The organism is Shewanella sairae, assembly GCF_023283535.1.
GTDB lineage: Bacteria > Pseudomonadota > Gammaproteobacteria > Enterobacterales > Shewanellaceae > Shewanella > Shewanella sairae.
The window spans coordinates 18,695-42,947 of sequence record NZ_JAKILT010000034.1 but is presented as its reverse complement, the minus strand read 5'-3'; the positions used below and the strand labels follow the sequence as shown (position 1 = coordinate 42,947).

The 24,253-nt window shown below is 42.0% G+C and carries 21 protein-coding genes; 9 read left to right on the top strand and 12 right to left on the bottom strand.

Annotated features, from left to right (window positions below):
• Window position 1: 1 nt before the first annotated feature.
• From L2748_RS14590 to L2748_RS14550, 9 genes are all read right to left on the bottom strand, one after another.
• The gene (locus tag L2748_RS14590; protein WP_220780880.1) at window positions 2-1,312 is read right to left on the bottom strand and encodes a type II and III secretion system protein family protein; all 1,311 of its coding nucleotides are present in this window, start codon (window positions 1,310-1,312) and stop codon (window positions 2-4) included.
• A complete protein-coding gene (gene cpaB / locus L2748_RS14585; RefSeq protein WP_220780881.1) occupies window positions 1,309-2,205 on the bottom strand; it encodes a Flp pilus assembly protein CpaB in 897 nt (298 codons plus the stop codon). Before cpaB ends, L2748_RS14590 begins: the two co-directional genes overlap by 4 nt.
• A gap of 13 nt (window positions 2,206-2,218) precedes the next feature.
• Complete coding sequence (locus tag L2748_RS14580) at window positions 2,219-2,416, bottom strand: hypothetical protein (protein ID WP_220780882.1); 198 nt, start codon at window positions 2,414-2,416, stop codon at window positions 2,219-2,221.
• A gap of 1 nt (window position 2,417) precedes the next feature.
• A complete protein-coding gene (locus L2748_RS14575) occupies window positions 2,418-3,095 on the bottom strand; it encodes a hypothetical protein (RefSeq protein ID WP_246616141.1) in 678 nt (225 codons plus the stop codon).
• Window positions 3,096-3,965 carry a hypothetical protein gene (locus tag L2748_RS14570; RefSeq protein WP_220780883.1) on the bottom strand — a complete coding sequence of 290 codons (870 nt, stop codon included), beginning with the start codon at window positions 3,963-3,965 and terminating at the stop codon, window positions 3,096-3,098.
• Complete coding sequence (locus L2748_RS14565; protein WP_246616142.1) at window positions 3,965-5,365, bottom strand: Tad domain-containing protein; 1,401 nt, start codon at window positions 5,363-5,365, stop codon at window positions 3,965-3,967. The genes L2748_RS14570 and L2748_RS14565 overlap by 1 nt, the downstream gene beginning before the upstream one ends.
• Before the next feature lie 104 nt (window positions 5,366-5,469).
• Window positions 5,470-5,772: a pilus assembly protein gene (locus tag L2748_RS14560; RefSeq protein WP_220780884.1), complete on the bottom strand. Its 303-nt coding sequence runs from the start codon at window positions 5,770-5,772 to the stop codon at window positions 5,470-5,472.
• A gap of 79 nt (window positions 5,773-5,851) precedes the next feature.
• On the bottom strand, window positions 5,852-6,139 hold the full coding sequence (locus L2748_RS14555) for a Flp family type IVb pilin (protein ID WP_220780885.1): 288 nt from the start codon (window positions 6,137-6,139) through the stop codon (window positions 5,852-5,854).
• Window positions 6,140-6,255: 116 nt separating this feature from the next.
• Window positions 6,256-6,882: a response regulator transcription factor gene (locus tag L2748_RS14550; protein ID WP_220780886.1), complete on the bottom strand. Its 627-nt coding sequence runs from the start codon at window positions 6,880-6,882 to the stop codon at window positions 6,256-6,258.
• 694 nt (window positions 6,883-7,576) lie between these two features.
• Here L2748_RS14550 and recR point away from each other — a divergent pair.
• The 7 genes from recR to L2748_RS14515 all read left to right on the top strand — a co-directional run bounded on the left by recR (window position 7,577) and on the right by L2748_RS14515 (window position 15,468).
• Window positions 7,577-8,176 carry a recombination mediator RecR gene (gene recR, locus L2748_RS14545; protein ID WP_220780887.1) on the top strand — a complete coding sequence of 200 codons (600 nt, stop codon included), beginning with the start codon at window positions 7,577-7,579 and terminating at the stop codon, window positions 8,174-8,176.
• 222 nt (window positions 8,177-8,398) lie between these two features.
• Window positions 8,399-10,315: a molecular chaperone HtpG gene (gene htpG / locus L2748_RS14540; RefSeq protein WP_220780888.1), complete on the top strand. Its 1,917-nt coding sequence runs from the start codon at window positions 8,399-8,401 to the stop codon at window positions 10,313-10,315.
• A gap of 74 nt (window positions 10,316-10,389) precedes the next feature.
• Window positions 10,390-11,235, top strand: a complete 846-nt coding sequence (locus L2748_RS14535; protein WP_220780889.1) for a tetratricopeptide repeat protein — start codon at window positions 10,390-10,392, stop codon at window positions 11,233-11,235.
• Window positions 11,236-11,415: 180 nt separating this feature from the next.
• Window positions 11,416-12,060: an adenylate kinase gene (adk, locus tag L2748_RS14530; protein ID WP_220780890.1), complete on the top strand. Its 645-nt coding sequence runs from the start codon at window positions 11,416-11,418 to the stop codon at window positions 12,058-12,060.
• 162 nt (window positions 12,061-12,222) lie between these two features.
• Complete coding sequence (hemH, locus tag L2748_RS14525; RefSeq protein WP_220780891.1) at window positions 12,223-13,218, top strand: ferrochelatase; 996 nt, start codon at window positions 12,223-12,225, stop codon at window positions 13,216-13,218.
• Between the two features lie 279 nt (window positions 13,219-13,497).
• On the top strand, window positions 13,498-14,802 hold the full coding sequence (locus L2748_RS14520; protein WP_220780892.1) for an inosine/guanosine kinase: 1,305 nt from the start codon (window positions 13,498-13,500) through the stop codon (window positions 14,800-14,802).
• A 111-nt stretch (window positions 14,803-14,913) separates the two neighbouring features.
• Complete coding sequence (locus tag L2748_RS14515) at window positions 14,914-15,468, top strand: sugar O-acetyltransferase (RefSeq protein WP_220780893.1); 555 nt, start codon at window positions 14,914-14,916, stop codon at window positions 15,466-15,468.
• Between the two features lie 103 nt (window positions 15,469-15,571).
• Here the strand turns inward: L2748_RS14515 and L2748_RS14510 are convergent, their stop codons facing one another.
• Window positions 15,572-16,900 carry a dicarboxylate/amino acid:cation symporter gene (locus L2748_RS14510; RefSeq protein ID WP_220780894.1) on the bottom strand — a complete coding sequence of 443 codons (1,329 nt, stop codon included), beginning with the start codon at window positions 16,898-16,900 and terminating at the stop codon, window positions 15,572-15,574.
• Window positions 16,901-17,117: 217 nt separating this feature from the next.
• On the opposite strand from L2748_RS14510, the gene L2748_RS14505 reads away from it, so the two are divergent.
• Window positions 17,118-19,712: an Ig-like domain-containing protein gene (locus tag L2748_RS14505; protein ID WP_220780895.1), complete on the top strand. Its 2,595-nt coding sequence runs from the start codon at window positions 17,118-17,120 to the stop codon at window positions 19,710-19,712.
• Window positions 19,713-19,782: 70 nt separating this feature from the next.
• On the opposite strand, the gene astB is transcribed toward L2748_RS14505, so the two are convergent.
• Window positions 19,783-21,120: an N-succinylarginine dihydrolase gene (gene astB / locus L2748_RS14500; protein ID WP_220780896.1), complete on the bottom strand. Its 1,338-nt coding sequence runs from the start codon at window positions 21,118-21,120 to the stop codon at window positions 19,783-19,785.
• 70 nt (window positions 21,121-21,190) lie between these two features.
• Window positions 21,191-21,448, bottom strand: coding sequence for a hypothetical protein (locus L2748_RS14495; protein WP_220780897.1), 258 nt, complete (start codon window positions 21,446-21,448; stop codon window positions 21,191-21,193).
• Between the two features lie 8 nt (window positions 21,449-21,456).
• Between L2748_RS14495 and topA the strand changes: the two genes are divergently transcribed.
• On the top strand, window positions 21,457-24,147 hold the full coding sequence (topA, locus tag L2748_RS14490; protein WP_220780898.1) for a type I DNA topoisomerase: 2,691 nt from the start codon (window positions 21,457-21,459) through the stop codon (window positions 24,145-24,147).
• The last annotated feature ends 106 nt before the right edge of the window (window positions 24,148-24,253 follow it).

The window sequence follows — 24,253 nt, the reverse complement described above, 5'->3', positions numbered from 1 at the left end:
CCTAATCTAAGATATAAAATGCTTCTAGTTCATTAGCTTCTATTGCCATCTCTCTGCCTCGTTCAAGTTGCTTTTCATGGCTTTCTTCACCGGGATAAACAACAGTAGGCGTCACAAAGATGACAAGTTCAGTTTTATTATCTTTAAAGTCTCTAGATTTGAAGAGCTCACCTAGGATTGGGATATCACCTAAGATTGGAAACTTATTTACTATTTTTGACATTTCGCTATTGACCAAACCTGAAATGACAATCGTTTCATTATTTTTTACGTTAATGACGGACTCGGTACGACGAGTTAACATGCCAGGAACACCATCTACTGCAACTGAAGGGTCAATCGAGCTGACTTCAGCCATAACGCGGCTAACAATATTTTGCTCACTATCAACAACGGGCTCAATATCCAGTTTGATGCCATATTCTTTAAATTCCACATCAACTGCCCCCAAGCCGCTTACGCTGCGTATTGGAAATTCACCACCTGCTAAAAACGATGCTGACTCGCCGCTGCGAGTGGTTAGGTTTGGCTCTGCTAGCATACGAGCGTCGCCTTTCTCAGACAGTAATTGAATTTGTGAGCCGATGCCGGTCACAATGCCAAAATAGCTCCAGCCCCGAGTATCTAACACACCAATACTGTCAGTAATGGCCCCGCCAATGGTTTCGGCAAATTGCCCAGGTGATGCGACGCTGAAAATAGGGTTGGCACTAAAGGCTTTTGCTGCACCGTAGGCTGGCCCTGCCATAGCCGTATCCCATTTAATACCGACATTATTGAGTGTAGATTTATTGAACTCTACGATTTTGACCTGCATTTTTACCATCGGGGATATTGCTTTTGCAAAGCGCAGATATTTAACTAAAGAGACTACATTGGGGGCGCTACTGAGGATTTTTTCTAATTGGTCTTTTAAAGAAAGATCAGCTTCGCCTTGTACAACAATCAGCCCATCACTTTCTTTTACCGTGAGTGAAGGGAATTCTGCGAGCATTTTTTTCACTTTTTCAGTGGTTTGAACGCTATTGTCTGGCGTTACTGTAATGCTCAGCTTAATTAGCTTACCGTCTTTTTGCCACAGCTGTAAGTCAGTATTACCAGCTTTCTCACCAATTAATAGTACGCCTTTTTCATTAATGACTTTTGCGCTAAGAATGCTGCCATTACCAACAACAATACGTTCAACTTCAGTCGTTTTATAAAGCTCTACTGCTCCGACATAAAGTTTAAGAGGCTTATTATTATGAGCGATGCTAAAGAAGGGAATGAATAGGCATACCCAAATGAATTTTAAATATTTATTAGTTTTCATAGTACCGTTTTATTTTTTAGTTGGCTTAGTTGCTCTAACATTTGAGGAGGCAATGGGTAAGCTTGGGTTGATGTTTTAATTCCACTTCCACCGGTAATTATTTCTACTTCTCGAGTTAGGCCGTCTTCATCTTGATTGAAAAGTTGGCCTTCATGTAAAGAGACGAATTCAAGCGGTAAGCTTTCTTGTTGATTGCGTAACAAAGTAACAAATTTACCCTTATCTTTAGCAAGCGTGACTCTCGCTGCATCGTGTACATTCAGTGCAAGCGTGACAGTGTTATATGCGTTTGGGTTATCGTATAAAGTATCAACAAGTTCCGGGTTAACATCTATACTGCGTCTACCTGTTGCCAATACGATTACGTCTTCTAGAAGTAGCTGCAGTTTGTTGCGATCATCACCACTATTATTTTCCTCAAATGATAAAAGTAGGTCGATATGATCTGATGGTACTAACATGCCAGCTGTTGAGTTGAGCTCGTCGATATCAATAGTTACCGCACGCTGCCCCTCTTTGAGCATGTCTGAGAATTGATCTATTTTATGTCCTGGCAAGTAAGCGCCAACAAGAGGACGACCCGGTGACATAGGCTCGAGTAACATTTGTCCTTCAATTTGAGCGAAATCTCTTGGATGAATAGCATCAAGAGGTAAGGTGTCAGCTTGAATTTGTCTTACTGACATATTTTGTTGTGAAACTATGTCGCCTTTTCTTAGCTCTTGAGTGGCGACTACTACATCTGCCATTACAATATTAGTGTTAGAGAGCTTGTCTCTAAGCTCCTGCTCTTTAGTTATAAAATAATTTTTAGTTGCCCAGGCTGCGATACTGCCGAGCACAATTGCTATGACAAGAAGTACCCAGTTGAAGTCGATTGATTTTAGTTGCATGAGTAGACCTAGTTTAGTTAGGTAGGGTAGGTAAAGACTTGCTGTAAGCAAATGCGGTATACCAGTCTTTTAGTGAATCAAGGCACAAGTCCATGACATTTTGATTGTTTTGTATTGGGGTTAATAAGGCGGCAACAAGTGCTGAACAAACGACGATATACTCGACGCTTGCTTGGCCATCTTGCTTGCTTCTTACGAGATATTTATACATTTTAAAGTCCTTCCTTGACTTGATTTGCAACGATATAAGTTTTTGATTCTTTTCTATTGAAGCAGATATCTATTAAATCCGTCCCTTGACTCATTTGTAAGACAGCTTTCCCCGATAAAGTGTCTAGCATTGCGGAATTTTCTATCCACCCTTTTTGCTGAAAGTGGCGTCGATAGTAATGGTAATTAGCTGATAAACTTTGACTATTATTCATAACAAGAGTACGACCTTGTTTATAAATATCAGTAGATTGAATATCTGACATTACAACGGTTTGAGGCAACTTTGGGAATCGAGTTGCTGTTGCTTTATTTAACTCAGAGTCGCTAATGTTCTTTGTTATGCCGATATATGCGATGACACCATCGTAGGTTTGATTAATTCGGGCTGTTAATAAGTAAGGGTCTTGCAGACTATTAATTACATAATCGCCATTAAACATTCTTGCATCAAAACGATCGCTTGAGTCTAACCATTGTTGCTTAAAGAAATTAGCCATCATCATTTGGCTTTGCTTATCCTTTAATACCCATGTTTTCATTGGATATCCGTGATAACGCATGCTATCAGCTACGACCTCTACTTGAGATGACTTTGGGAAGTCAATTTCAGGCCATTCGCTGGCGAAACCTTGAGTGGTAAAAAACAGAGCTATAGCGGTTGTTAATACTTTCATCATCTAACCTCCACAGTTCGCTGTACCATAGGTACAGAGTCGGTTAGTTGGTAGGATGTTAGGGTCGACATGCCCTAGCCTTAGACTGTTTGGGCGAAGCTCTTTGCCAAAAGGTAATATGCCCAATATGCTTTGGGCTGTTTGGATTGGCGCGATATTCATGTAGTTTGTTAGTACTAGGCGCTCGACTCTGTTTTTTACGTGATGAGGGCCTGCCGCATTCCAGCCTGAGGCTAGAAGGGCACTATTACCATTCAAGTTAAGATTCAAATTGTTGAAAGGTTCTAAGTAATGGTTTTCAATATTTGTATTAATACCTGTTCGATAGAATTGGTCTTGTTCTAATGAAAAGCCAGTCAATGAGAGTAAGTTAACAGCATTTTCCACAATTCCCCCCATGCTGCCCGGAAGCCGCTCTCCGTTATGGGTTCTAGTAAAGCGGCTAAGTTCTTCATCAACTGACGCTGAACTCTGTTGTACAGGTTTTAGGAGTGTGGTTTGACTATGGTTTCTCTGAGTTTGATGTTTAAGTAATGGATGAATATTGTTCCAATTCCATTGATTAGTGTTGCGGCTATTTAGAGCCAGACCATCTTTTTGATAGAATCGCCAGGGGAGCTGTTTTGCATTTTCGGTTTCGCTCTTCTTCGCAATATATAAACCACTAACGTTAGGAAGTAAGCTTGGATCTTGCTCTTTCCAAACAGTTCTTTCCCAAGCTAAATAGTGAGAGGCTTGGTGAGACTTATGTTGCAAGCCACTTACCTTAGACATGAATGGCATGATAATAAGTAATGGAATAATGACATAGCTTAAACCCAGAACACTTTCTATCAGTGCTTGTCCACTTTGTTTTCTATAAACCGTTTGCATCACAGGTATCTCGTTAATGTAAGTACTGCTTGACGCTCGTTGTTTGAGGATTTCGATAACCTTGTTTGCCAAAATGGATTGTAGAGGTTTCCGTACTCGTGTCTGGAATCATTACGGCTCCATGCGAGCGTTGATTGCATCAAATCATTTGGTCTAGAATAGTAGACTTGAGCTGTTGATAGCGCTGACATCCTATCGCCGAGCATGTTCTCGTTTTTAGCTGGATTTGTGTTGGCCTCGCCAACAGCAACGCTGCTGCTAGTTCGTATTCTTTGTTGCGATTTAGACACCACTACAGCAATATTGTCAGTGCTATTTATAGATAGAGATTGATTAGATAACCCGTAGAATGGCTGAATTCCACTGAAGCTTCCTCTCGTTTCTTGCTCATATCCTGCGTAGTAAGAAGCACTTCTGTTTTTGCTTCGACTTGAACCCCATGAGTTTGAGTTTCCTGATGAGCTAATTTCTGCTCTGCTATCGGAGCGAGTCGATGCCCAGCCTAGTGGCCATTCCCAATTGCATGACCTATGTCCGAAGGTTCCACAGCCATAGCGAGTCCAGCCGTGAAAGCTAAGAGTATCCATCGCTGTCCAAGTTTCAGGCTCGTTTTGACCGTTTGAGATCAAGTCGCTGCCACCGGCTTTTATGGTTTCCCATTTAACTAGATCAAAATCCTTAGTCCAAGGCGACTCAAGCGAATAGGTTCTTCGCTTGGAGAAGTCGTCTCTTGAATTTAAAACAACGCCAATAAAATCTTGATACTGTGTTCGCCCCTGGTTTTGGTTATTTCGTGCATGCTGTTCTTGAAAGTTGAGCCAAAGACCTGAAACAGAGTTAAACATCTGTGCGTTTTGAAGCCAATCAAATTGAGCGTCCGGGTCATTGGCACGTACAATCTCTGGCGCGGTAGATATTGTTGAAAAGGCACCCGCAAAATGAATAATTTGCTGTGATGCACGTAATGTTATTAAGGTTATGTTCTCGAGGTTTATTAATACCTCAAATACTGGTTGGGCAAATTGGTTAATACCAGCAACAGCTTGATTGATTCCTGAAACAACTGGTCCAATATAGGGCCAGCCACACAGGTAATTACACGCATTTTGTGCAAAAGTTTCAGTCATATTAAACCAAGAAGATAAGCCGACCATTTGGGCGACGGCAACTTGATTCGCGACTGAAGCGCGATTGGTATAGGCTTTAAAGTTAAAGTCTCTAGCAGCAATAGTGGCAATACTGTAAGCGGTATTATCTGCAGTATTTTGCAACCTTGTGCTATTTAAGTTTAGCTGAGAGGCATTGAAGCTAAATATCACTACCATTAATGCAAATGACATTAATATTAATGACAACACCATAGCTTGGCCTTGTTGTTTTAGCATACGTCCATGCTTCATTATAATTTTCCATGTGCTAACAGAGCACTCTGATTGAGTTTAAATAAACTCTGATCTTTCTAATTATTAATGTTTCTAAATTTGGATAAAAGTTTTAGATTAAACTAGTCGACGCCAGAACCTCCGCCAGAACCTCCGGTTCCACCTGCAGAACTATTTGCTCCTTCATTGTATGTGCCTAAGTTATAATCATTATTTGCAACAGTATCCGCAGCACCTGCAGATGTTTGCGCATTAGTTATTTGAGCTGAAGCATCTTGTCCTGCCATTTCTGCTGATAAACCAGCAACTTGATTACGAATTGTTTTGCCAAAAAAGCTATAGACTCCAATTGCGGATACGGAAATTAATGCCACAATAATGATGTATTCGGTCATGCCTTGACCAAGCGCTTTAGATATTTTCATCTGCGAAATCCTTTTTGCAAAAAAGCAAGAAAAGAGGTTTTCTTGCTTTTATCGGTTTTAAATATAGAAAACTAAAAGTTTAGTTTCCGCCGCCTGAACCACCTGTTGCGCCACTATTACCACCGTCGTTATAGTTTCCTAGGTTGTAATCTTGGTTTGCTACGCCATCTGCTGCACCAGCAGAAGTCTGTGCATTAGTTATTTGTCCTGATGAGTCTTTACCTGACATTTCTGCAGATAGACCTGCTACTTGGTTACGAATAGTTTTACCAAAGAAGCTATATACGCCAATTGCAGATACAGCAATTAATGCTACGATAATGATATATTCCGTCATACCTTGACCGCGTTGTTTTACTCTTAACATTTTCTATCTCCTGAATAATGTATTATTAAAGCTGCGTCATTTTAACGTTTGCCAAATAGTTCTCAACTACCCAAGGGGATACTCTTTGTTTGTTAATATATACTTTGGTATAGCATTTATACTTCACAGTTAGCGTTAGCTAATAGCAGGTGAGTTCTATTTTTACATTTAGTTTTACGGTAAATGTTCTGTAAATGCATTTTTACAGTATTAATGGATATGTTCAGCTCATTAGCGACTTCGTCGTTACTTAGACCACTACAAACTTGTGTCAACACTTCTTTTTCTTTCTTAGTTATATTCTCTGATAAGGAGTAATAGTTTTTAGGGTTGTTTATTTTTCTATTTTTTTGGATGTAGTCAGAAAGTGTTTTTGGGCTAAAGTGCAAATTATTGCTAATAACGTCGTTAATCACCTCTAAGGTATTATGAGGTGGAGCTGACTCTTTTGTTGCAGCAGAAAACCCGACACTTAAAAGGGCTAGTTCGTCGGTTGTAGATAAAGTCTTACAGATAGCGACATGCTTGCCGTTTTTAAGTAGTTCAGCGTCAATTTCAGCGAGGCGCAACTGAACATCATTAATAAAATGAATAAGTATTTTATTATTTGAATCACTATTGTACCAAGAGTCAATGTGATTGCTTTCTGTATTGATTTTTAGGTTAAGAAGTTCTGCGCTATGCTTCAAAAGCCTTAAATTCTGAGAATCCTTTGTCTCAGTAAATAGTTCCGCCCTAGACATCTCATTTCCTTATGATCTCTATTTGAGCGCTACTTTAACGATCGACTGATTCATCGTCAATATTACTTACTCAATTTATTATCCGTTTGGTGCGAATCAGTGTTTTATTAAACTATAGTCGGTAGATATGTACTTTTATATTATTTAATACTAGTACTTTTGTACTAATTAATTGGGCTTGTTAGCCAGTATTTAGGTGCGTGACGGTTTGCGATGTGTAGAAAGTATAGTCTTATAACGATTCGGAATTTATTATGTCTTTGCAGTGATTTCTAGTACACTTTATATTGTATACTTAATTGTGAGTTCATTAAAAATATATTAATTCATTATTAAGCTGGCATGGTCGTAAGTTGTTTTTATTTGATTTAGATTTGAATTTAATATCCTTTAAACTTACTTTTAGTTTCGGTCAAAAATAAAGGCGATTATTCAAATCCTTGTGTAGTTTTTACTGAACGTTATTTGTGTAAATGCGACAGGGATTAACGTCATTTTTTCGATTTTAATGCAGTTCACCAGAGCGCCTAAAGCAGATATAAAATTACCTAACCGATGTGTCATTTTATGTTAAAATGCGCAAAAATAGCGTATGAGAAAGCTGTTACTTTGGATTGTTGTCACTAAAGCCCAAGGCTTGAGTCCAATTGCTTTACTTTAATCGCTTTACTTTAAGCTATGTGCGGAATGTTAAATGAAATTTAGTCCTCTCGTTGATGAGTTGATCCAATCTCTTCGTTGTTTACCGGGCGTTGGCCCCAAATCTGCCCAAAGAATGGCATTTCAACTATTAGAGCGCGACCGTAAAGCGGGCGCTAAGTTGTCAGAGGCTTTAGGTAAAGCGATGTCTGATGTGGGTCATTGTCAGTCATGTCGTACTTTTACCGAAGAAACCTATTGCCCAATTTGTGTCAGTACTAAACGCGGCCACTCTGAAGTGATTTGCGTGGTAGAAACGCCTGCTGATGTATTAGCAATTGAAGCTGGTGGACACTTTACTGGTCGCTATTTCGTTTTACTTGGGCATTTATCACCGCTTGATGGTGTTGGTCCTGATGAACTGGGGCTTGATTTACTTGAGCAGCATTTAGCGACCGGCGATGTCAGTGAGCTTATTTTAGCGACCAATCCAACCGTTGAAGGTGATGCTACCGCACACTACATTGCTGATATGGCGAAGCGTCATCAGTTAACGGTTAGCCGCATCGCCCATGGCGTACCAGTTGGTGGTGAGCTTGAATATGTAGACAGTACTACCTTAGCTTTATCCTTTAATGGACGTTTACCTATCTAATATCATCCAGACTTGTTCTACATTGTTGAGGCTTAAGTCTAAACTACAGTGATAAGCACTTGTTTGAGAATGAAATGCTTTTAAATCCAGTTTGTGATTATCACCAACTGGATTTTTTTTGTGCAATTGAAATCAATGCGCACTCTTTCCCTTGAAAAGCGATTTTATAGCCCCATCTTATTTGTAGGCTTTATTTAAACTGATTTTTAAAGGGAACATTTCATGTCACAACAAGAGACACATGGCTTTCAAACTGAAGTCAAACAACTATTACATTTGATGATCCATTCTTTGTACTCAAACAAAGAGATCTTTTTACGTGAGTTAGTATCGAACGCGGCAGATGCTGCAGATAAACTACGCTATGAAGCCCTAACAAATGACGATCTTTATGAAGGCGACGGTGAACTGCGTGTTCGCATTAGCGCTGATAAAGAAAAGGGTACTGTTACGATTGAAGATAACGGTATCGGTATGACTCGTGACGGTGTGATTGAGCACTTAGGTACGATTGCTAAATCAGGTACTGCAGATTTCTTTAAAAACCTATCTGGCGATGAGTCAAAAGATTCACAGCTAATTGGTCAATTCGGTGTTGGTTTTTACTCAGCCTTTATCGTTGCTGATCGCGTAACGGTTCGCACTCGCGCTGCAGGCCATAGCGCTGATGAAGCTGTACTATGGGAATCAGCTGGTGAAGGAGACTTCACTGTTGAGACTATCTCTAAGCAAACTCGCGGTACTGAAATTACCCTTCACTTACGTGATGATGAAAAAGAGTTTGCTGATGACTACCGTCTACGCTCAATCATTACTAAATACTCAGATCATATCTCGGTACCAGTAGAGATGTTTGAAGAAGGCACGCCAGCTGTTGAAGCCACTGAAGATTCAGAAGCTGTACCAGCAACTGAAGGTAGCTGGAAGCCTATGAACAAGGCAACAGCACTTTGGACACGTAACAAGAGTGATGTGTCGGACGAAGAGTATCAAGAGTTTTACAAGCATATTTCCCATGACTTTGCTGATCCACTTTTGTGGAGCCACAACCGCGTTGAAGGTAAGCAAGAGTACACCAGCTTACTGTATATCCCAGCTAAAGCGCCTTGGGATATGTGGAACCGTGACCGTAAGCATGGCCTAAAACTGTTTGTACAGCGCGTATTCGTAATGGATGATGCTGAGCAGTTCATGCCAAGCTACCTGCGTTTTGTGCAAGGTTTGATTGACTCAAACGACTTACCGCTAAACGTATCTCGCGAAATTTTGCAAGATAACAAGGTTACTACAGCGCTGCGTACAGCTGTGACTAAGCGTGTATTAGGCATGCTTGAAAAGCTTGCCAAGAACGATGCTGAAAAGTATCAGTCGTTCTGGACTGAATTTGGCCAAGTGCTAAAAGAAGGACCTGCTGAAGATTTTGCTAACAAAGAGCGTGTAGCTGGCTTACTGCGCTTTGCATCGACTCACACTGGTGAAGCAACGGCTAACGTATCGCTAGCAGATTACATTGAGCGCATGAAAGAAGGTCAGTCTAAGATCTACTACATTGTTGCCGATAGCCATGAAGCTGCAGCTAACAGCCCACACCTTGAAGTGTTACGTAAGAAAGGCATTGAAGTGTTATTAATGTCTGAGCGTATCGATGAGTGGCTAATTAACCACTTAACTGAGTTTGATGGCAAGAAACTACACTCTGTTACCCGTGGCGATCTTGAGTTAGGTGAGCTTGAAGATGCTGGCGAAAAAGAAGCGCAAGAGAAGTTACAAACTGAATCAGAAGGCCTAGTTAAGCGTGTTAAAGACAGTTTAGGTGATAAGGTTTCTGAGGTTAAGGTGACAACACGTCTAACTGATACGCCTGCATGTGTGGTTGCCGGTGAAGGCGAAATGTCAACGCAAATGATCAAGTTGATGCAAGCTGCTGGACAAGACGTACCTGAGTCTAAGCCGACATTTGAGCTAAACCCAGAGCATCCGTTAGTCGCGCGTTTAAATGACGAGCAAGATGAGCAGCAATTTGCGCAGTGGTCTGAGCTTTTACTGCAACAAGCATTGTTGTCTGAAAAAGGTAGCCTTGCTGACCCATCTGCATTTATTAAGCTAATAAACCAAATGCTATTAGCTAGCGTTAAGTAATCAACAGCTATGATTAAAGAGGCAGTTATACTGCCTCTTTTTTATGGTCACTCGCTAAAAGCGAAGGAAATGTTATGCAATCGATTCTAGAGCTGACAAAAGAAAATATACAGCAAGTGGTCGACGCTTCGATGGAGAAGGTCGTAGTGATGGCGTTTTGGGCAAGTCAAAGCCCTGAAAGCTTAAGCTTAATGCAAACCCTTGAAAGTATCGCCCAGCAACAAAATGGCCGTTTTGTGTTAGCTAAAGTTAACTGTGAAACGGAAATGGAAATTGCCAATTACTTCCAGATCCAAAGCTTACCGACAACCTTGGTTTTACACCAAGGTAAACCGGTAGACGGTTTTGCTGGTGTGCAAGAGGCTGAGCAAATTACAGAGATGCTGGATAAGCATTTACCTGCCCAGTGGCAATTAAAGCTTAATCAAGCGCGAGTATTTTTAGCTGAAAATAATGCTATTGCTGCATTGCCACTATTAAAAGATGCTTACAACGAAAAACCGCTTGCTGAAATCGCCTTAGCCTTAGCCGATGTGTATTTATCGCTAAATGTGCTAGAAGATGCACAGGCTTTATTAGATTCAGTTGGCCTTGCCGATCAAGATAGTTATTACCAAAGCTTAAAAGCCAAGCTTGCGTTAGCGCTTGATGCAGCAGACACCCCAGAAATTAGAAAGCTGCAGCTAGATGTTGAAAACGATCCATCTAACTTAGGTTTAGTGATTGAACTTGCCAAAGCATTGCATCAAGCAGGGCGCAATGATGAAGCGCTTGAGTTGCTTTTTGCGCCGCTGCAAAAAGATATCTCTGCACAAGATGGCAAAGTAAAACAGGCATTCTTAGAGATCTTAACGGCGCTAGGGCAAGGCAACACACTCGCTAATCAATACCGACGTAAGCTCTACACCTTACTTTACTGATTAACGTCAAAGTATTTTTCAGCTAACTGATGCTAAAGTCGAAGGACAAATAGCTTCAAAATGGCGGCCATTTATGCGAAGATCGCCGCCCTAAACATATAATACCCATCACGCTGACGGCTTTTTGCTCGTTTCTAGACGATGTGGGTATCACAGTGCGAAATTAAGAGGAAGATTCAGATGCGCATTATGCTATTAGGTGCCCCAGGTGCCGGTAAAGGTACTCAAGCCCAATTCATCATGGAAAAGTACGGTATTCCTCAAATTTCAACAGGCGACATGCTACGCGCTGCCGTTAAAGCAGGTACACCGCTTGGTTTAGAAGCGAAGAAAGTGATGGATGCTGGTCAATTGGTATCTGATGAGCTAATCATCGGTCTAGTTAAAGAGCGTGTTGCACAAGATGATTGCGCTGGTGGTTTCCTATTAGATGGTTTCCCACGCACAATCCCACAAGCTGATGCTATGGCTTCAAGCGGTATTGCTCTTGATCATGTGATTGAAATTGATGTGCCAGACGAAGAAATCGTTAAGCGCATGAGTGGTCGTCGTGTTCACCCAGGTTCTGGCCGTGTTTACCACATCGTATTCAACCAACCAAAGGTTGAAGGTAAAGATGACGTAACTGGTGAAGATCTAGCAATCCGTCCAGATGACGAAGAGTCAACTGTGCGTAAGCGTCTTGATATTTACCATGAGCAAACTAAGCCACTAGTTGAATACTACGGCGCAGTTGCAGCTAAAGGCGACGTAACTTACAACAAGTTTGACGGTACTAAGTCTGTAGCAACAGTTAGCGAAGAAATCGTAACTATTCTTGGCTAATACTTAGCGTCAATTCCATAGTCACTGAGTATAAAAAATACTCGAGTGAATATGTGTTTATGAGCTAGTTCTCATATTTTGAAAAGCCCATGCGAATGGGCTTTTTTTATGCGTTTTGCGGTGATAGCCTGAGCTGAATATCTTGCTAAAAAGAGAATTCATGTGAGTGACTTAGCCCCTCCATTCGGTGTGTTATTAGTTAACTTAGGTACGCCTGATTCACCGACCGCTCCTGATGTAAAAAAATTCCTCAAACAGTTTTTAAGCGACCCTCGTGTTGTTGATCTTTCGCCTTGGATCTGGAAACCGATCTTAAACGGCATCATTCTTAATACTCGTCCTGCAAAAGTGGCCAAGTTGTATCAGTCTATCTGGTGGGATGAAGGTTCGCCGTTAATGGTAATAAGCCAAAAACAGCGCGATAAGCTTAAAACTCAATTGCAGCAAACCTTAGGGCAAAATATTCCAGTTGAACTCGGCATGAGCTATGGCAACCCGTCTTTGCAATCGGGGCTGGATAGCTTAAAGGCGCAAGGCGCTGAAAAGATTTTTGTACTGCCACTTTATGCGCAATATTCTTGCTCAACCGTTGCCCCGGTTTACGACGCGATTGCAGAGCTTTTAAAAGCAGAGCGCAATATTCCAGAGCTGCGTTTCAATAAACAGTATTTTGATCACCCAGATTATATTAAGGCATTAGCTGAGTCTGTTAAAAACCATTGGAAAGCTAAAGGTCAGGCACAGGTTTTATTAATGTCGTTTCATGGTGTGCCGCTACGTTACATTACCGAAGGCGATCCTTACCAAGCCCAGTGCCAAGCAACAGCTGAATTGTTAGCTGCCGAGCTTGATTTAACTCAGCAGCAATGGCGTATTTGTTTTCAATCGCAATTTGGTAAAGAGCAGTGGATTGGTCCTGCAACTGATGCACTACTTGAGTCGTTACCAACAGAAGGCGTGAAGTCAGTTGATATCATGTGCCCAGCGTTCTCTTGTGACTGTCTAGAGACTCTTGAAGAGATCTCACAAGAGGGTAAAGAAGACTTCTTATCGGCTGGTGGTGAGCGTTATGAGTTTATCGAGTGTTTAAATGACTCTGCTGGTCATATTGACTTATTAGCTAAGATTGTTGAGCTGCAAACCCAAGGCTGGCATTAATTTTTATCCCTTCTGTAGTGATTTCAGCTAGCGAAAGAGGTGGGGTGTGGTAAAATCCCCCACCTTTTTGCGTATATAGCCCACTAAGCTCACTATTTTGCTTAAGTTGTGACTAAGCTAAATAAATAGTGGCGGCATAATTTTTACTATAGCTAACCTTTACTATAGTTAACCGCTTAAAGTGTCGTTTTGTTTATTCACCATTGGATAAACAATGAGAGATTACTTACCCGTTTAAATTGATATTTTGCATGGATGCCGAATGAAAGAGAGCTCAATATGAAGTTTCCAGGTCAGCGTAAGTCTAAACATTATTTTCCAGTTAAAAACCGTGATCCACTGCTGGCGCAGTTGATCCAGCAGCCTTTACCAATCTCTACTTACATTTCTGGTATTGACCAGACGTTAGTAGACATTGAGGCTAAAGTGGAAGATGAGTTATTGAGTCGATATGAGCTGCCGAAAGGTAACTCAACCTTGATTGACGATGACAAGGCCCATGCACTTTATACCGAGCTTAAAAGCAATGAACTGATCAGCGATGAGTTTGCTGGTGGCACCATTGGTAACACGGTACACAATTACTCTATTTTGGCGGATGATCGCTCAGTATTATTTGGCGTAATGAGCAAAAATATTGAAGTGGGTAGCTATGCTTACCGCTATTTATGTAACACCTCTTCTAAAGTAGATTTGAACTACTTGCAACCCGTAGCGGGTCCCATTGGTCGTTGCTTTACGCTAATTTCTGAGTGCGGTGAGCGTACCTTTGCGATCAGCAAAGGCTCAATGGATCAGTTAACGCCGACATATATTGATAAAGACGTGGTTCAAGGTGGCTCTGCGCTAATTCTGACGGCTTATTTAACGCGAGCTAGCGGTGGCGATCAGATCACTGATGCGGCAATGACAGCGATTAACTACGCTAAAGAAGCTGAAGTGCCAGTAGTCTTAACATTAGGTACCCGTTTCTTAATTGAAGAAGATCCAAAATGGTGGCAAGAATTCATTAAAGAGCACGTGACCATTCTTGCTATGAATGAAGATGAAGGTGAAGCGTTAACAGGCTTTAGCGATCCATTGCTAGCCAGTGAAGCGGCACTTGAGTGGTGTGACATGGTGTTGACCACAGCAGGTCCTCTAGGGCTATACACAGCAGGTTACACTGAAGACTCAGAAAAGCGTGAAACTAGCCATACGCTATTACCAGGTTCTATTCCTGAGTTTAACCGTTACGAATTCTCTCGCCCTAAATTAAAGGCTGATTGTGAGTCTCCACTTAAGGTTTACGCGCACATCTCGCCATATATGGGCGGTCCTGAGGTTATCCGTAATACTAACGGTGCAGGCGATGGTGCATTAGCTGCACTATTACATGATTTGGCTTCGAATACTTTCCACAAGACTAACGTGCCAGGCTCAAGCAAGCATAAGCGTGATGGTTTGTGTTACTCATCATTCTCGCAAATTTGTAAGTATGCTAACCGCGTAGCTTATGAAGTACTTGCACAGCATAGCCCAAGACTTTCACGTGGCTTACCAGAGCGTGAAGATAGCTTGGAAGAGTCATACTGGGAAAGATAAGCTGAGAAGCCGCTGAAGGCTTGCAGTGACATAATTTTAAAAGGCATAACTTAGCATTCTGAGTTATGCCTTTTTTGAATCTACTCTAAATAACATAAGAAAAATAAAGCGATGACCGAATACCAAAAAATGCTCAATGGTGAAGTGTTTGCTGGCGCAGATGCTGAGATTTCAGCTGTACGAGACAATGCTTATTTATTGCAAAAGCAAATTAATAATAGCTTAGGCTTTAGCGAAACTCAGTGCTTGATGAAGCAGTTACTTAATATTGGTGAAGGTTCGATTGTGCGTGAGCCGTTTAATTGCGAGTTTGGTAAACAAATTACCATAGGGAGTGGCAGTTTTATCAATATGGGCGCAGTGATGCTCGATGGTGCCCAGATTACCATTGGTGATCATGTGATGATTGGCCCTAACTGCCAATTTTATACAGCATCTCACAGTGTTGATCATATGAGTCGACGCCGCTGGGAAACATTTTGCTTACCGATCACTATTGAAGATGATGTGTGGATTGGTGGCAATGTAGTGATTAATCAAGGTGTGACAATTGGTGCGCGTTCGGTTATTGCTGCTGGTGCCGTAGTCAATAAAGATGTTGCACCCGATACTATGGTGGGCGGCGTGCCTGCTAGAGTATTAAAGCAGCTGAGTTCAGCTAATTAATTAGTTTGTTAAATTATGCTGCAATATTAAAAAGCTTTCTGTAAGCATCTGCGATAAAAAAAGGCATCCATTTGGATGCCTTTTTAGTTAAATCGCGTCGGTACTATCGATTAACTTTATGCTCTTCAGCATGCACCTCTGCATTAAAGCCTGGAGCGACTTTACCTGCTTGAGTATCGTTGAACAGAGCTTCATCAAACTCGCCTTCAGATTTTGCAATCACAACAGTAGCAACGGTATCACCGGTTACGTTAACTGCAGTACGGACCATATCAAGCAGTCTATCGACACCAATAATCAGCGCGATACCTTCAACTGGCAGACCCACTTGGTTAAGTACCATAGCAAGCATGATAAGGCCTACGCCTGGTACACCTGCTGTGCCGATTGACGCTAAAGTTGCAGTGATAACCACCATCGCATAATCAGTAATTGTTAGTTCAATACCAAATACCTGCGCAATAAACACAGTTGCCACACCTTGCATAATCGCGGTGCCGTCCATGTTAATGGTGGCGCCAAGCGGCAAGGTAAATGAGGCAATCTTGTTGTCTACGCCCATGCGGTGTTCAGCTGTCTCAATGGTTACTGGTAGCGTCGCATTCGAACTAGCAGTGCTAAAAGCAAACAATTGAACATCGCGGATCTTACGGATAAAGGTGAATGGGTTTAGCCCAGAGAACAGTTTAAGTAAAGTAGGGTAAACAACAAAAGCATGAATAAGTAATACGCCGAGTACAACGAAGAAGTACTTAACCACGCTACCAAATGTTTCCATGCCCAGAGTTAGCGCAAGTTTCGCCATCAAAGCAAATACACCATAAGGTGCAAGCTGCATGATAAGCGTTACAACACGCATAATGACTTCGTTTAGGTCATTAAACAGCGCTGCAACACGCGCACCACGCTCTCCTATGTGGGAGATAGCAAAACCAAAAATCACCGCGAAAATGATGATTTGCAGCATGTTGCCTTCACTCATTGCATGTAGAGGGTTAGTCGGTACTAAGTTGATTAACACATCTGAAAGGCTAGGCGCTTGTTTGGCATCAAACTGCATACCCTCGACCACCATGCTGGCATTGCCAGGATGGACTGCAACCGCAACAAGAATTGCCATCGAGAGTGCGATAGCTGTTGTGAATAGATAAAACGCAATAGTTTTACCGCCTAAACGGCCGACTTTAGAAGGTTCGCTTAGCGAGCAGGTACCGCAGACAAGTGAAACAAAAACGAGGGGAACAACTAACATTTTTAAACTGGAGATGAAGATGGTACCAATAACATTGAGTACGCCTTCGGTAATGTACTCTTTAATAAAATCACTCTCTGGAAACAGATTGCGTAATAACAACCCGAGAATAATACCGGTAAACATACCGATTATAATCTTACTCGTGAGGCCGAGTTTTTTGGTTTTCGTAGCAGACATAGTGCTTCCTGTATAATTTTTATGCTTTTCAATTTGCGCATTAAAGCCTACCAAGAAAGTGCCCCATAAGAAATGCTCCAGAAGTTAAAGTTTTCGGTATTCGTTGTAAATAAACGCATTTTGTTGTGGTAAAGTTGCATGTAAATTGTGTAATGTTACGCAGTGCGTAGCCGTAAGGTTATCAGTAATAATAATCAGAGTAACAGGGAGTCTGACAATGAAGTCAGCTTATAGCATTTTTATCGCTTTTATATGGACGTTTATACTCGTCGGTTGTGGTGGCGGAGGGAGTATTTCTACGGACCCAGATGGTGGGGGTACGCCTGATCCTACAACTATCTCTATTACGCTCAGTGCAGATAAGACGCTTATCTCTGCTGAAAGTAAGGCCATTATAACTGCAAAAGTTACAGATTCTTCTGGCGCTCCAGTGAGTGCATTGGTGAGCTTTTCATTAAACAACGTTAATTACGGCACGTTTACGCCTGGAACCGGTGAAGTTGCGACTAACTCAGATGGCGTTGCAGAAATAACTTTGGATACAGCATCAATTAATACTGGTGCTACCGTTACTGCAGCAGTTCCATCTGGTGAATCTGCATTTATCAACGTGACCATGGTTGGTGATGGAGGGGATGCTGGTAGTGGCGCTCAAGTTTCATTGTCTTTGACCGATAATGAAGGCAATTCGATAGAATCAATTACGACTTTATCACCTGGACGCTTAACGGCTGAAGTTACAGGGATCTCAAAACCTACTATTGTTACTTTTGATAGCCCGCTTGGTGATTTACCGATAAAAACTGCGGTAACAGATGCTAATGGTCTAGCATCAGTTAGTATTTTCGCTGGCAGTGAGTTAGGCGCTGCAGAGGCGACAGCTACGCTGCCTACTAATGAAATTGGTAAAACCATTGTTGTGCTAGGTGCGACCAATGTTTTAATGGGAAGCGGTGATCCCTTTAAAGAAAATATTGCGAGTGTTGAGCATGCTGGAGAGAAACTTTCAGCTGGCGGAACTGCGACGATTTCTGTTTTGATTCAGGATGATAAGGGCAATCCTTTTTCACAGCCTATTGATGTGTATTTCTCGTCAACTTGCGGAACTAAGACCCCTGCTCAAGCTATTATAAGTTCTCCAATTTCTTCAAGTAACGGCAAAGCGACTACAACTTATCTCGCACAAGGTTGTGTGGGTGAAGACCAAATTAACGTCAGTGCTAATGCTGGCGGAATAAGTCTATCAGCTTCGGCGACACTTGAAGTTTCGCAAGCTGATGTTGGTAGTATCGCTTTTGTATCAGCCATGCCTGAAAATATAGGTATTTTAGGTACAGGCGGAACGGAGTCATCGGTAGTTAAATTTCGTGTTCTTGATGAAAATAGTAACCCTGTCACTAATCAAAATGTGTTATTTGAACTCAACACTGTAACTGGTGGAGTGGAGCTTAATCCTAGTGCTGCCACAACAAATAGTGATGGTATAGTGCAAACTGTTGTGACTACCGGTACAGTCGCTACCTCGGTAAGGGTAACTGCAACTGTAGATAATAGTGCGGTTCCTGCAATTACTAGCCAGTCTAAACTACTTGTCATTTCCACAGGTATTCCTGATCAAGATAGCTTCTCGCTTGCTGCTGAATTCGTCAACGCCGAAGGATGGAATAGAGACGGTACTGAGGTGGAAGTGACAGCGCGTATGGCGGACGCATTCAATAACCCTGTACCAGATGGAACAACAATTTCCTTTACTACTGAAGGTGGTTCAATTGAAGATGCTTGCCAAACTACAAATGGTGCTTGCTCTGTCACTTGGACAAGTCAATTATCACGTCCTGAGGGTGCAACACTGTTTAATGAACAGGGAATTCAGATTAATAATCCGACAGCGATTCAAAAGTGTTTTGTATTGAAAAAGTCGGTTACAGACTCTGATGTTTGTGATTTAAATAACAGTAATCAAGTAAGGGTTTACGGTAACTACTATGGTCAGCCTTTTGGTGGGCGAGCGACTATCACCGCTACAGCTATTGGTGAAGAAACATTCCCTGACTTAAATGGTAATGGTCGTTTTGATTATGTGCCTGGTGATTATGAGGATGAGAAAGACGCTTTCTTAAATGGAACCGACGTTACTGGTGAGCCTTTCGACTTGAACGATGCCTTTAATGATTATAATGAGGATACAGTATTTAACCCTCAACCTGATGAGCAACTAATAGGATTAGTTGGAGGTGAGTTAGAAGAGCTTATTGATTTTGATTCACAGGGAGATTTTGATACCAAGGATAAGAAATATAATGGTGTGTTATGTGCGTCTCCTGCTCATGATTACTGTGCTGACGGTATCAGTGATTCAAAGTCCGTATATGTTCGTAGAAGTCTCACTATGGTGATGTCAGGTAGTGCTGCTGTAGCAACAAAGCATGAAGACATCGTCATTGTCGACCAGGAGTTGGTTGATGATGTTGATGATAAAGGAGAGCCAATTACTGTTATTGCAAGAAGGGAGCATAAAGGTGGCTCAATTCAGATCTATGGTAAAGGTTCAGCTACAGTGCATTTCACTATTTCAGATCTTCACAATCAGCAAATGCCTGCTGGGTCGATTGTAAGCTTCTCTACGAGCGCTGGTTCTATTTCATCAACAAACCCTATTATATGGCCTAGCTCAAACTATAATGGTGGCCGCCAGTTTAGTGTTTCGCTTAAAGGTGTTGATGAGCCGACTTCAGGCGTATTTAGTGTGGTTGTTGAAACGCCTAATAAAGTGACGACAGAAGTCGTAACAATAGATGTAAATATTTTGTAGTTTATTGATTAGTAAAAAAATGCCGCTTTTTAGCGGCATTTTTTATGGCGGGGAATTTATCTAGTCTTACTTATCTCTGGAACTGATAAACACTGCCTAGTTGCATAATTTGTGTCAGCTCATCTAGCGCAGTTCGAGATTCAATTAATAGTTGTGGGTCGGCTAAGTCAGCGACTAATAAACGATCGCGGTAATGTTTATCTACCCACTGATTTAGGCGGTTAAAAAGCCCATCATTCATCAAGGTATGCTGATTAACTGCCGCCACTTCATCTTGATTCATTGCAACACGTAGGCGAAGACATGCTGGACCACCGCCATTTTGCATGCTCTGCTTAACGTCAAAGTAAAGCACTTGTTTGATAGGAGTATTTAGCGTGACCAGTTCGTTAAGGTAGGCAAAAACGGCTGGGTTTTCTTGACAGTTAGTTGGGGCAATAATCGCCATTTCACCAGAAGGTAAGGTCACTACTTGAGTATTAAACAGGTAACTCTTGACTGCATCTTGAATAGCGACTTTTGACGTTGGTACTTCGATAAAATGCAATGCAGACTCACCAAACTTATTTTTAATTTCAGTGAGCTTTGCTTGAGTATTTAAAAATGCTTGCTCGTGGTAGAAGAGCACGTTTTGGTTGCCTACCGCAATCACGTCATTGTGAAATACACCTTGATCAATCACATCTGGATTTTGCTGTATATAGACAGTGCCGTCATCGTCAAGTTGATGCAGGCGAGCTACAGCTTGCGATGCTTCTAATGTTTGGCGTGCAGGAAATTTTTGTGGGCGTGGTGCACTTGGATTGGTCGCTTCTTGTCCATAAACGAATAGCTCAACACCTGCATGACCATATTCACTGCATAAACGAGTGTGATTGGCTGCGCCTTCATCACCAAAGCTGGTATGTTCAGGTAAATGTTGGTGATGTTTGAAATAGCGGCTATCGTTAAACGTAGCTTGAAGTATGTTACCTGTCGTCGTAGGTTCGATGCTGCGGTGTAACTTATCGACTAAGTTTGCAGGAGTGAAATGCAGCTTACCATCATGGGTGTCCGCGCTAGGAGACACTGTTGCAGCATTGGCTGTCCACATACTTGATGCACTGCAGCAGGCACGTAATAAAGCAGGGGCTTCTTTAGCTGCTTTATTCAGAATATCGCTATCAGTCCCAGAAAACCCCATACGGCGTAATGAATGGATGTCTGGGCGCTCTTGTGGGGCAAACATACCTTGTACTAGGCCTAAGTCGGCCAGCGCTTTGGCTTTTTTTAGTCCCTGTTTGGCGGCATCTTTTGGGCTTGAGGTCGCGGCAGCGTTGTTTAGAGAGGCAACGTTACCAAATGATAACCCTGCATAATTATGGGTTGGGCCAACGAGTCCATCGAAATTCGCTTCAAAATGCTTCATTGTTGTTTTCCTTAAGGGTATCTCAGGTTGTTATATCTTTTCTGAGTTGTAATTATTGTGGTCAGTATACTTAAGCGAGTGCACCACACAAGCGAGCTTTATTTAGTAAAAACACTGTATTTGCATCGAAATGCACAACTAATACTTGCTTGATGACTAATAATGAAATATTAGTTTTTAAATAAGCACTATTTTTTTTCACATTTTTTTCAAAAATGGTTAAAAATTGGTACTCCAGTACAAATAAAAGAGGGATTTGCTTGAAACTCTGTACACAACCCTCTATATATGGAGCCAAATTTCCGATTTTTGAGACTCGTTGGCGCAAATTAATCTATGGGTAAATCGCTAGTAATCGTCGAATCACCGGCCAAAGCCAAGACTATTAATAAATATCTAGGCAAAGATTTCATCGTTAAGTCGAGCGTAGGTCACATCCGTGACTTGCCTACATCGTCGACTTCAGACGCTAAAGTTGTCAGTAAAACAGCTGCTGAAGTAAAGAAGATGTCTCCAGAGGAGAAGGCTGAATATAAGAGCTTGAAAGCTAAGCAAGCATTAGTTGCGCGTATGGGGGTTGACCCAGAAAAAGGCTGGAAAGCTAAATATCAAACTTTACCTGGTAAAGAAAAGGTCGTTAAAGAACTTCAAACTCTGGCTGCTAACGCTGACCATATCTATCTCGCAACCGATTTGGATAGAGAGGGAGAAGCGATTGCTTGGCATTTACAGCAAGTGATTGGTGGTGACGAATCGCGTTATCAGCGCGTCGTGTTTAATGAGATCACAAAATCTGCGATTCAAGATGCATTTAGCCAGCCATCAGTACTTGATACCAATATGGTCAATGCTCAGCAGGCACGTCGTTTCTTAGACCGTGTTGTGGGCTTTATGGCATCGCCACTATTGTGGAAAAAGGTCGCTCGTGGTTTGTCTGCCGGTCGTGTGCAATCTGTTGCAGTGCGTTTGGTGGTTGAGCGTGAAAGCGAAATTAAAGCGTTTGTGCCTGAAGAGTTTTGGGACGTGCACGCTGAGCTAAATACTTTAACGGATGACTTGCTAAAAATGCAGGTAGTCAAGTTCCAAGGTAAAGCATTTAGCCCAGTAAACGAAACTGAAGCGCAAACAGCGGTTAGCCAACTTTCTCAGTCTAGTTTCGTTGTTGCAGCTCGTGAAGACAGAGCGACATCAAGCAAGCCATCAGCACCTTATATCACTTCGACACTGCAGCAAGCGGCAAGTACGCGCTTAGGTTTCGGGGTTAAGAAAACCATGATGATGGCGCAGCGTTTATACGAAGCGGGTCACATTACCTATATGCGTACCGACTCGACTAACTTGAGTCAAGAAGCGCTTGATAGCGTGCGTGAAATGATTGGCAATGAGTACGGTGATAAGTATTTGCCAGAATCGCCAATTCGCTACGGTAGCAAAGAAGGCGCACAAGAGGCTCACGAAGCGATTCGTCCTTCTAATGTAAAAGTTAGTGCCGCATCGCTTTCAGACATGGAGCGAGACGCTCAGCGCTTGTATGAGCTTATTTGGCGTCAGTTTGTGTCATGTCAGATGACTCCTGCGAAATATGATGCAACTCGTCTTACGGTAAAAGCTGGCGAGTATGAGTTAAAAGCGACAGGCCGTACACTTCGTTTTGATGGTTGGACACGTGTTCAAACTGCCATCAAAAAGAAAAATGAAGAAGATAATACTCTGCCATATGTAGCACAAGGTGACTCAGTTACCTTAAAAGAGCTACTTCCTAAGCAGCACTTTACTAAGCCAGCGCCGCGTTATAGCGAAGCTTCATTGGTTAAAGAACTTGAGAAGCGTGGTATTGGTCGTCCATCTACTTATGCAACGATTATTTCAACGATCCAAGATCGTGGTTACGTTAAAGTTGATAACCGTCGTTTCTTTGCAGAAAAGATGGGTGAAATTGTCAGTGATAGCCTAGTAGGCAGTTTTGAAGACTTGATGAGCTATGACTTTACCGCAAGTATGGAGCAAACATTAGATGATGTAGCTCATGGTAAGCTTGACTGGAAAAAAGTACTCGATGGATTCTATAAAGATTTCACTAAGCAGCTAGAAGTTGCCGAGTTGCCACCAGAAGAGGGCGGTATGCGCCCGAACGAAATGGTGATAACAGATGACATCAAGTGCCCAACTTGTGGACGCCCTATGGGGATCCGTACCGGTACTACCGGTGTCTTCCTAGGTTGTTCTGGTTATGCATTGCCGCCAAAAGAGCGTTGTAAAACCACGTTAAACTTAACGCCAGGTGAAGAAGCTGTTAGCAGTGGTGAAGATGCTGAGACTGAAGCATTACGCGCAAAACATCGTTGTGGCATTTGTGGCACAGCGATGGACAGCTACTTAATCGATGAGGCGCGTAAACTGCATGTTTGTGGTAATAACCCAACGTGTAATGGTTACGAAGTCGAAGCGGGACAGTTCAAAATCAAAGGCTATGAAGGTCCGATTCTTGAGTGCGATCGTTGTGGTAACGATATGGAGCTTAAAAACGGTCGTTTTGGTAAGTATTTTGGTTGTACAAACTCTGAGTGTAAGAATACCCGTAAACTGCTCAAAAGCGGTGAAGCGGCGCCACCAAAAGAAGATCCAATCCATCTTCCAGAGCTTAAGTGTACTAAGTCTGATGCATACTTTGTATTACGTGATGGCGCGGCAGGTATCTTCCTTGCTGCAAGCACTTTCCCTAAATCACGTGAAACCCGTGGTCCATTAGTGGAAGAGCTAATTAAGTACCGTGAACTATTGTGGCCAAAGTACCAGTACCTAGCTGATGCACCCGTTGCAGATGATGATGGTAACTTGGCGTCAGTGCGCTTTAGTCGTAAGACAAAAGAGCAGTACGTGGCTACTGATGTTGATGGTAAAGCGACGGGTTGGTCATCGAAGTTTGTTGATGGCAAATGGGTGACGGAAGCTAAGGCTAAGGCCAAACCTAAAGCCAAGGCAAAGCCTAAAGCGAAAGCCAAGCCTAAGTCGAAAAAAGAAGAATAATCTTGATGGATATTAAGAAGCCCCGTTAATCGGGGCTTTTTTGTATTCATTCCCTTTGAGATGGAAGAAATGGGTTTGCTCAGGATTTTTGTGTGCGTGTGGAAGC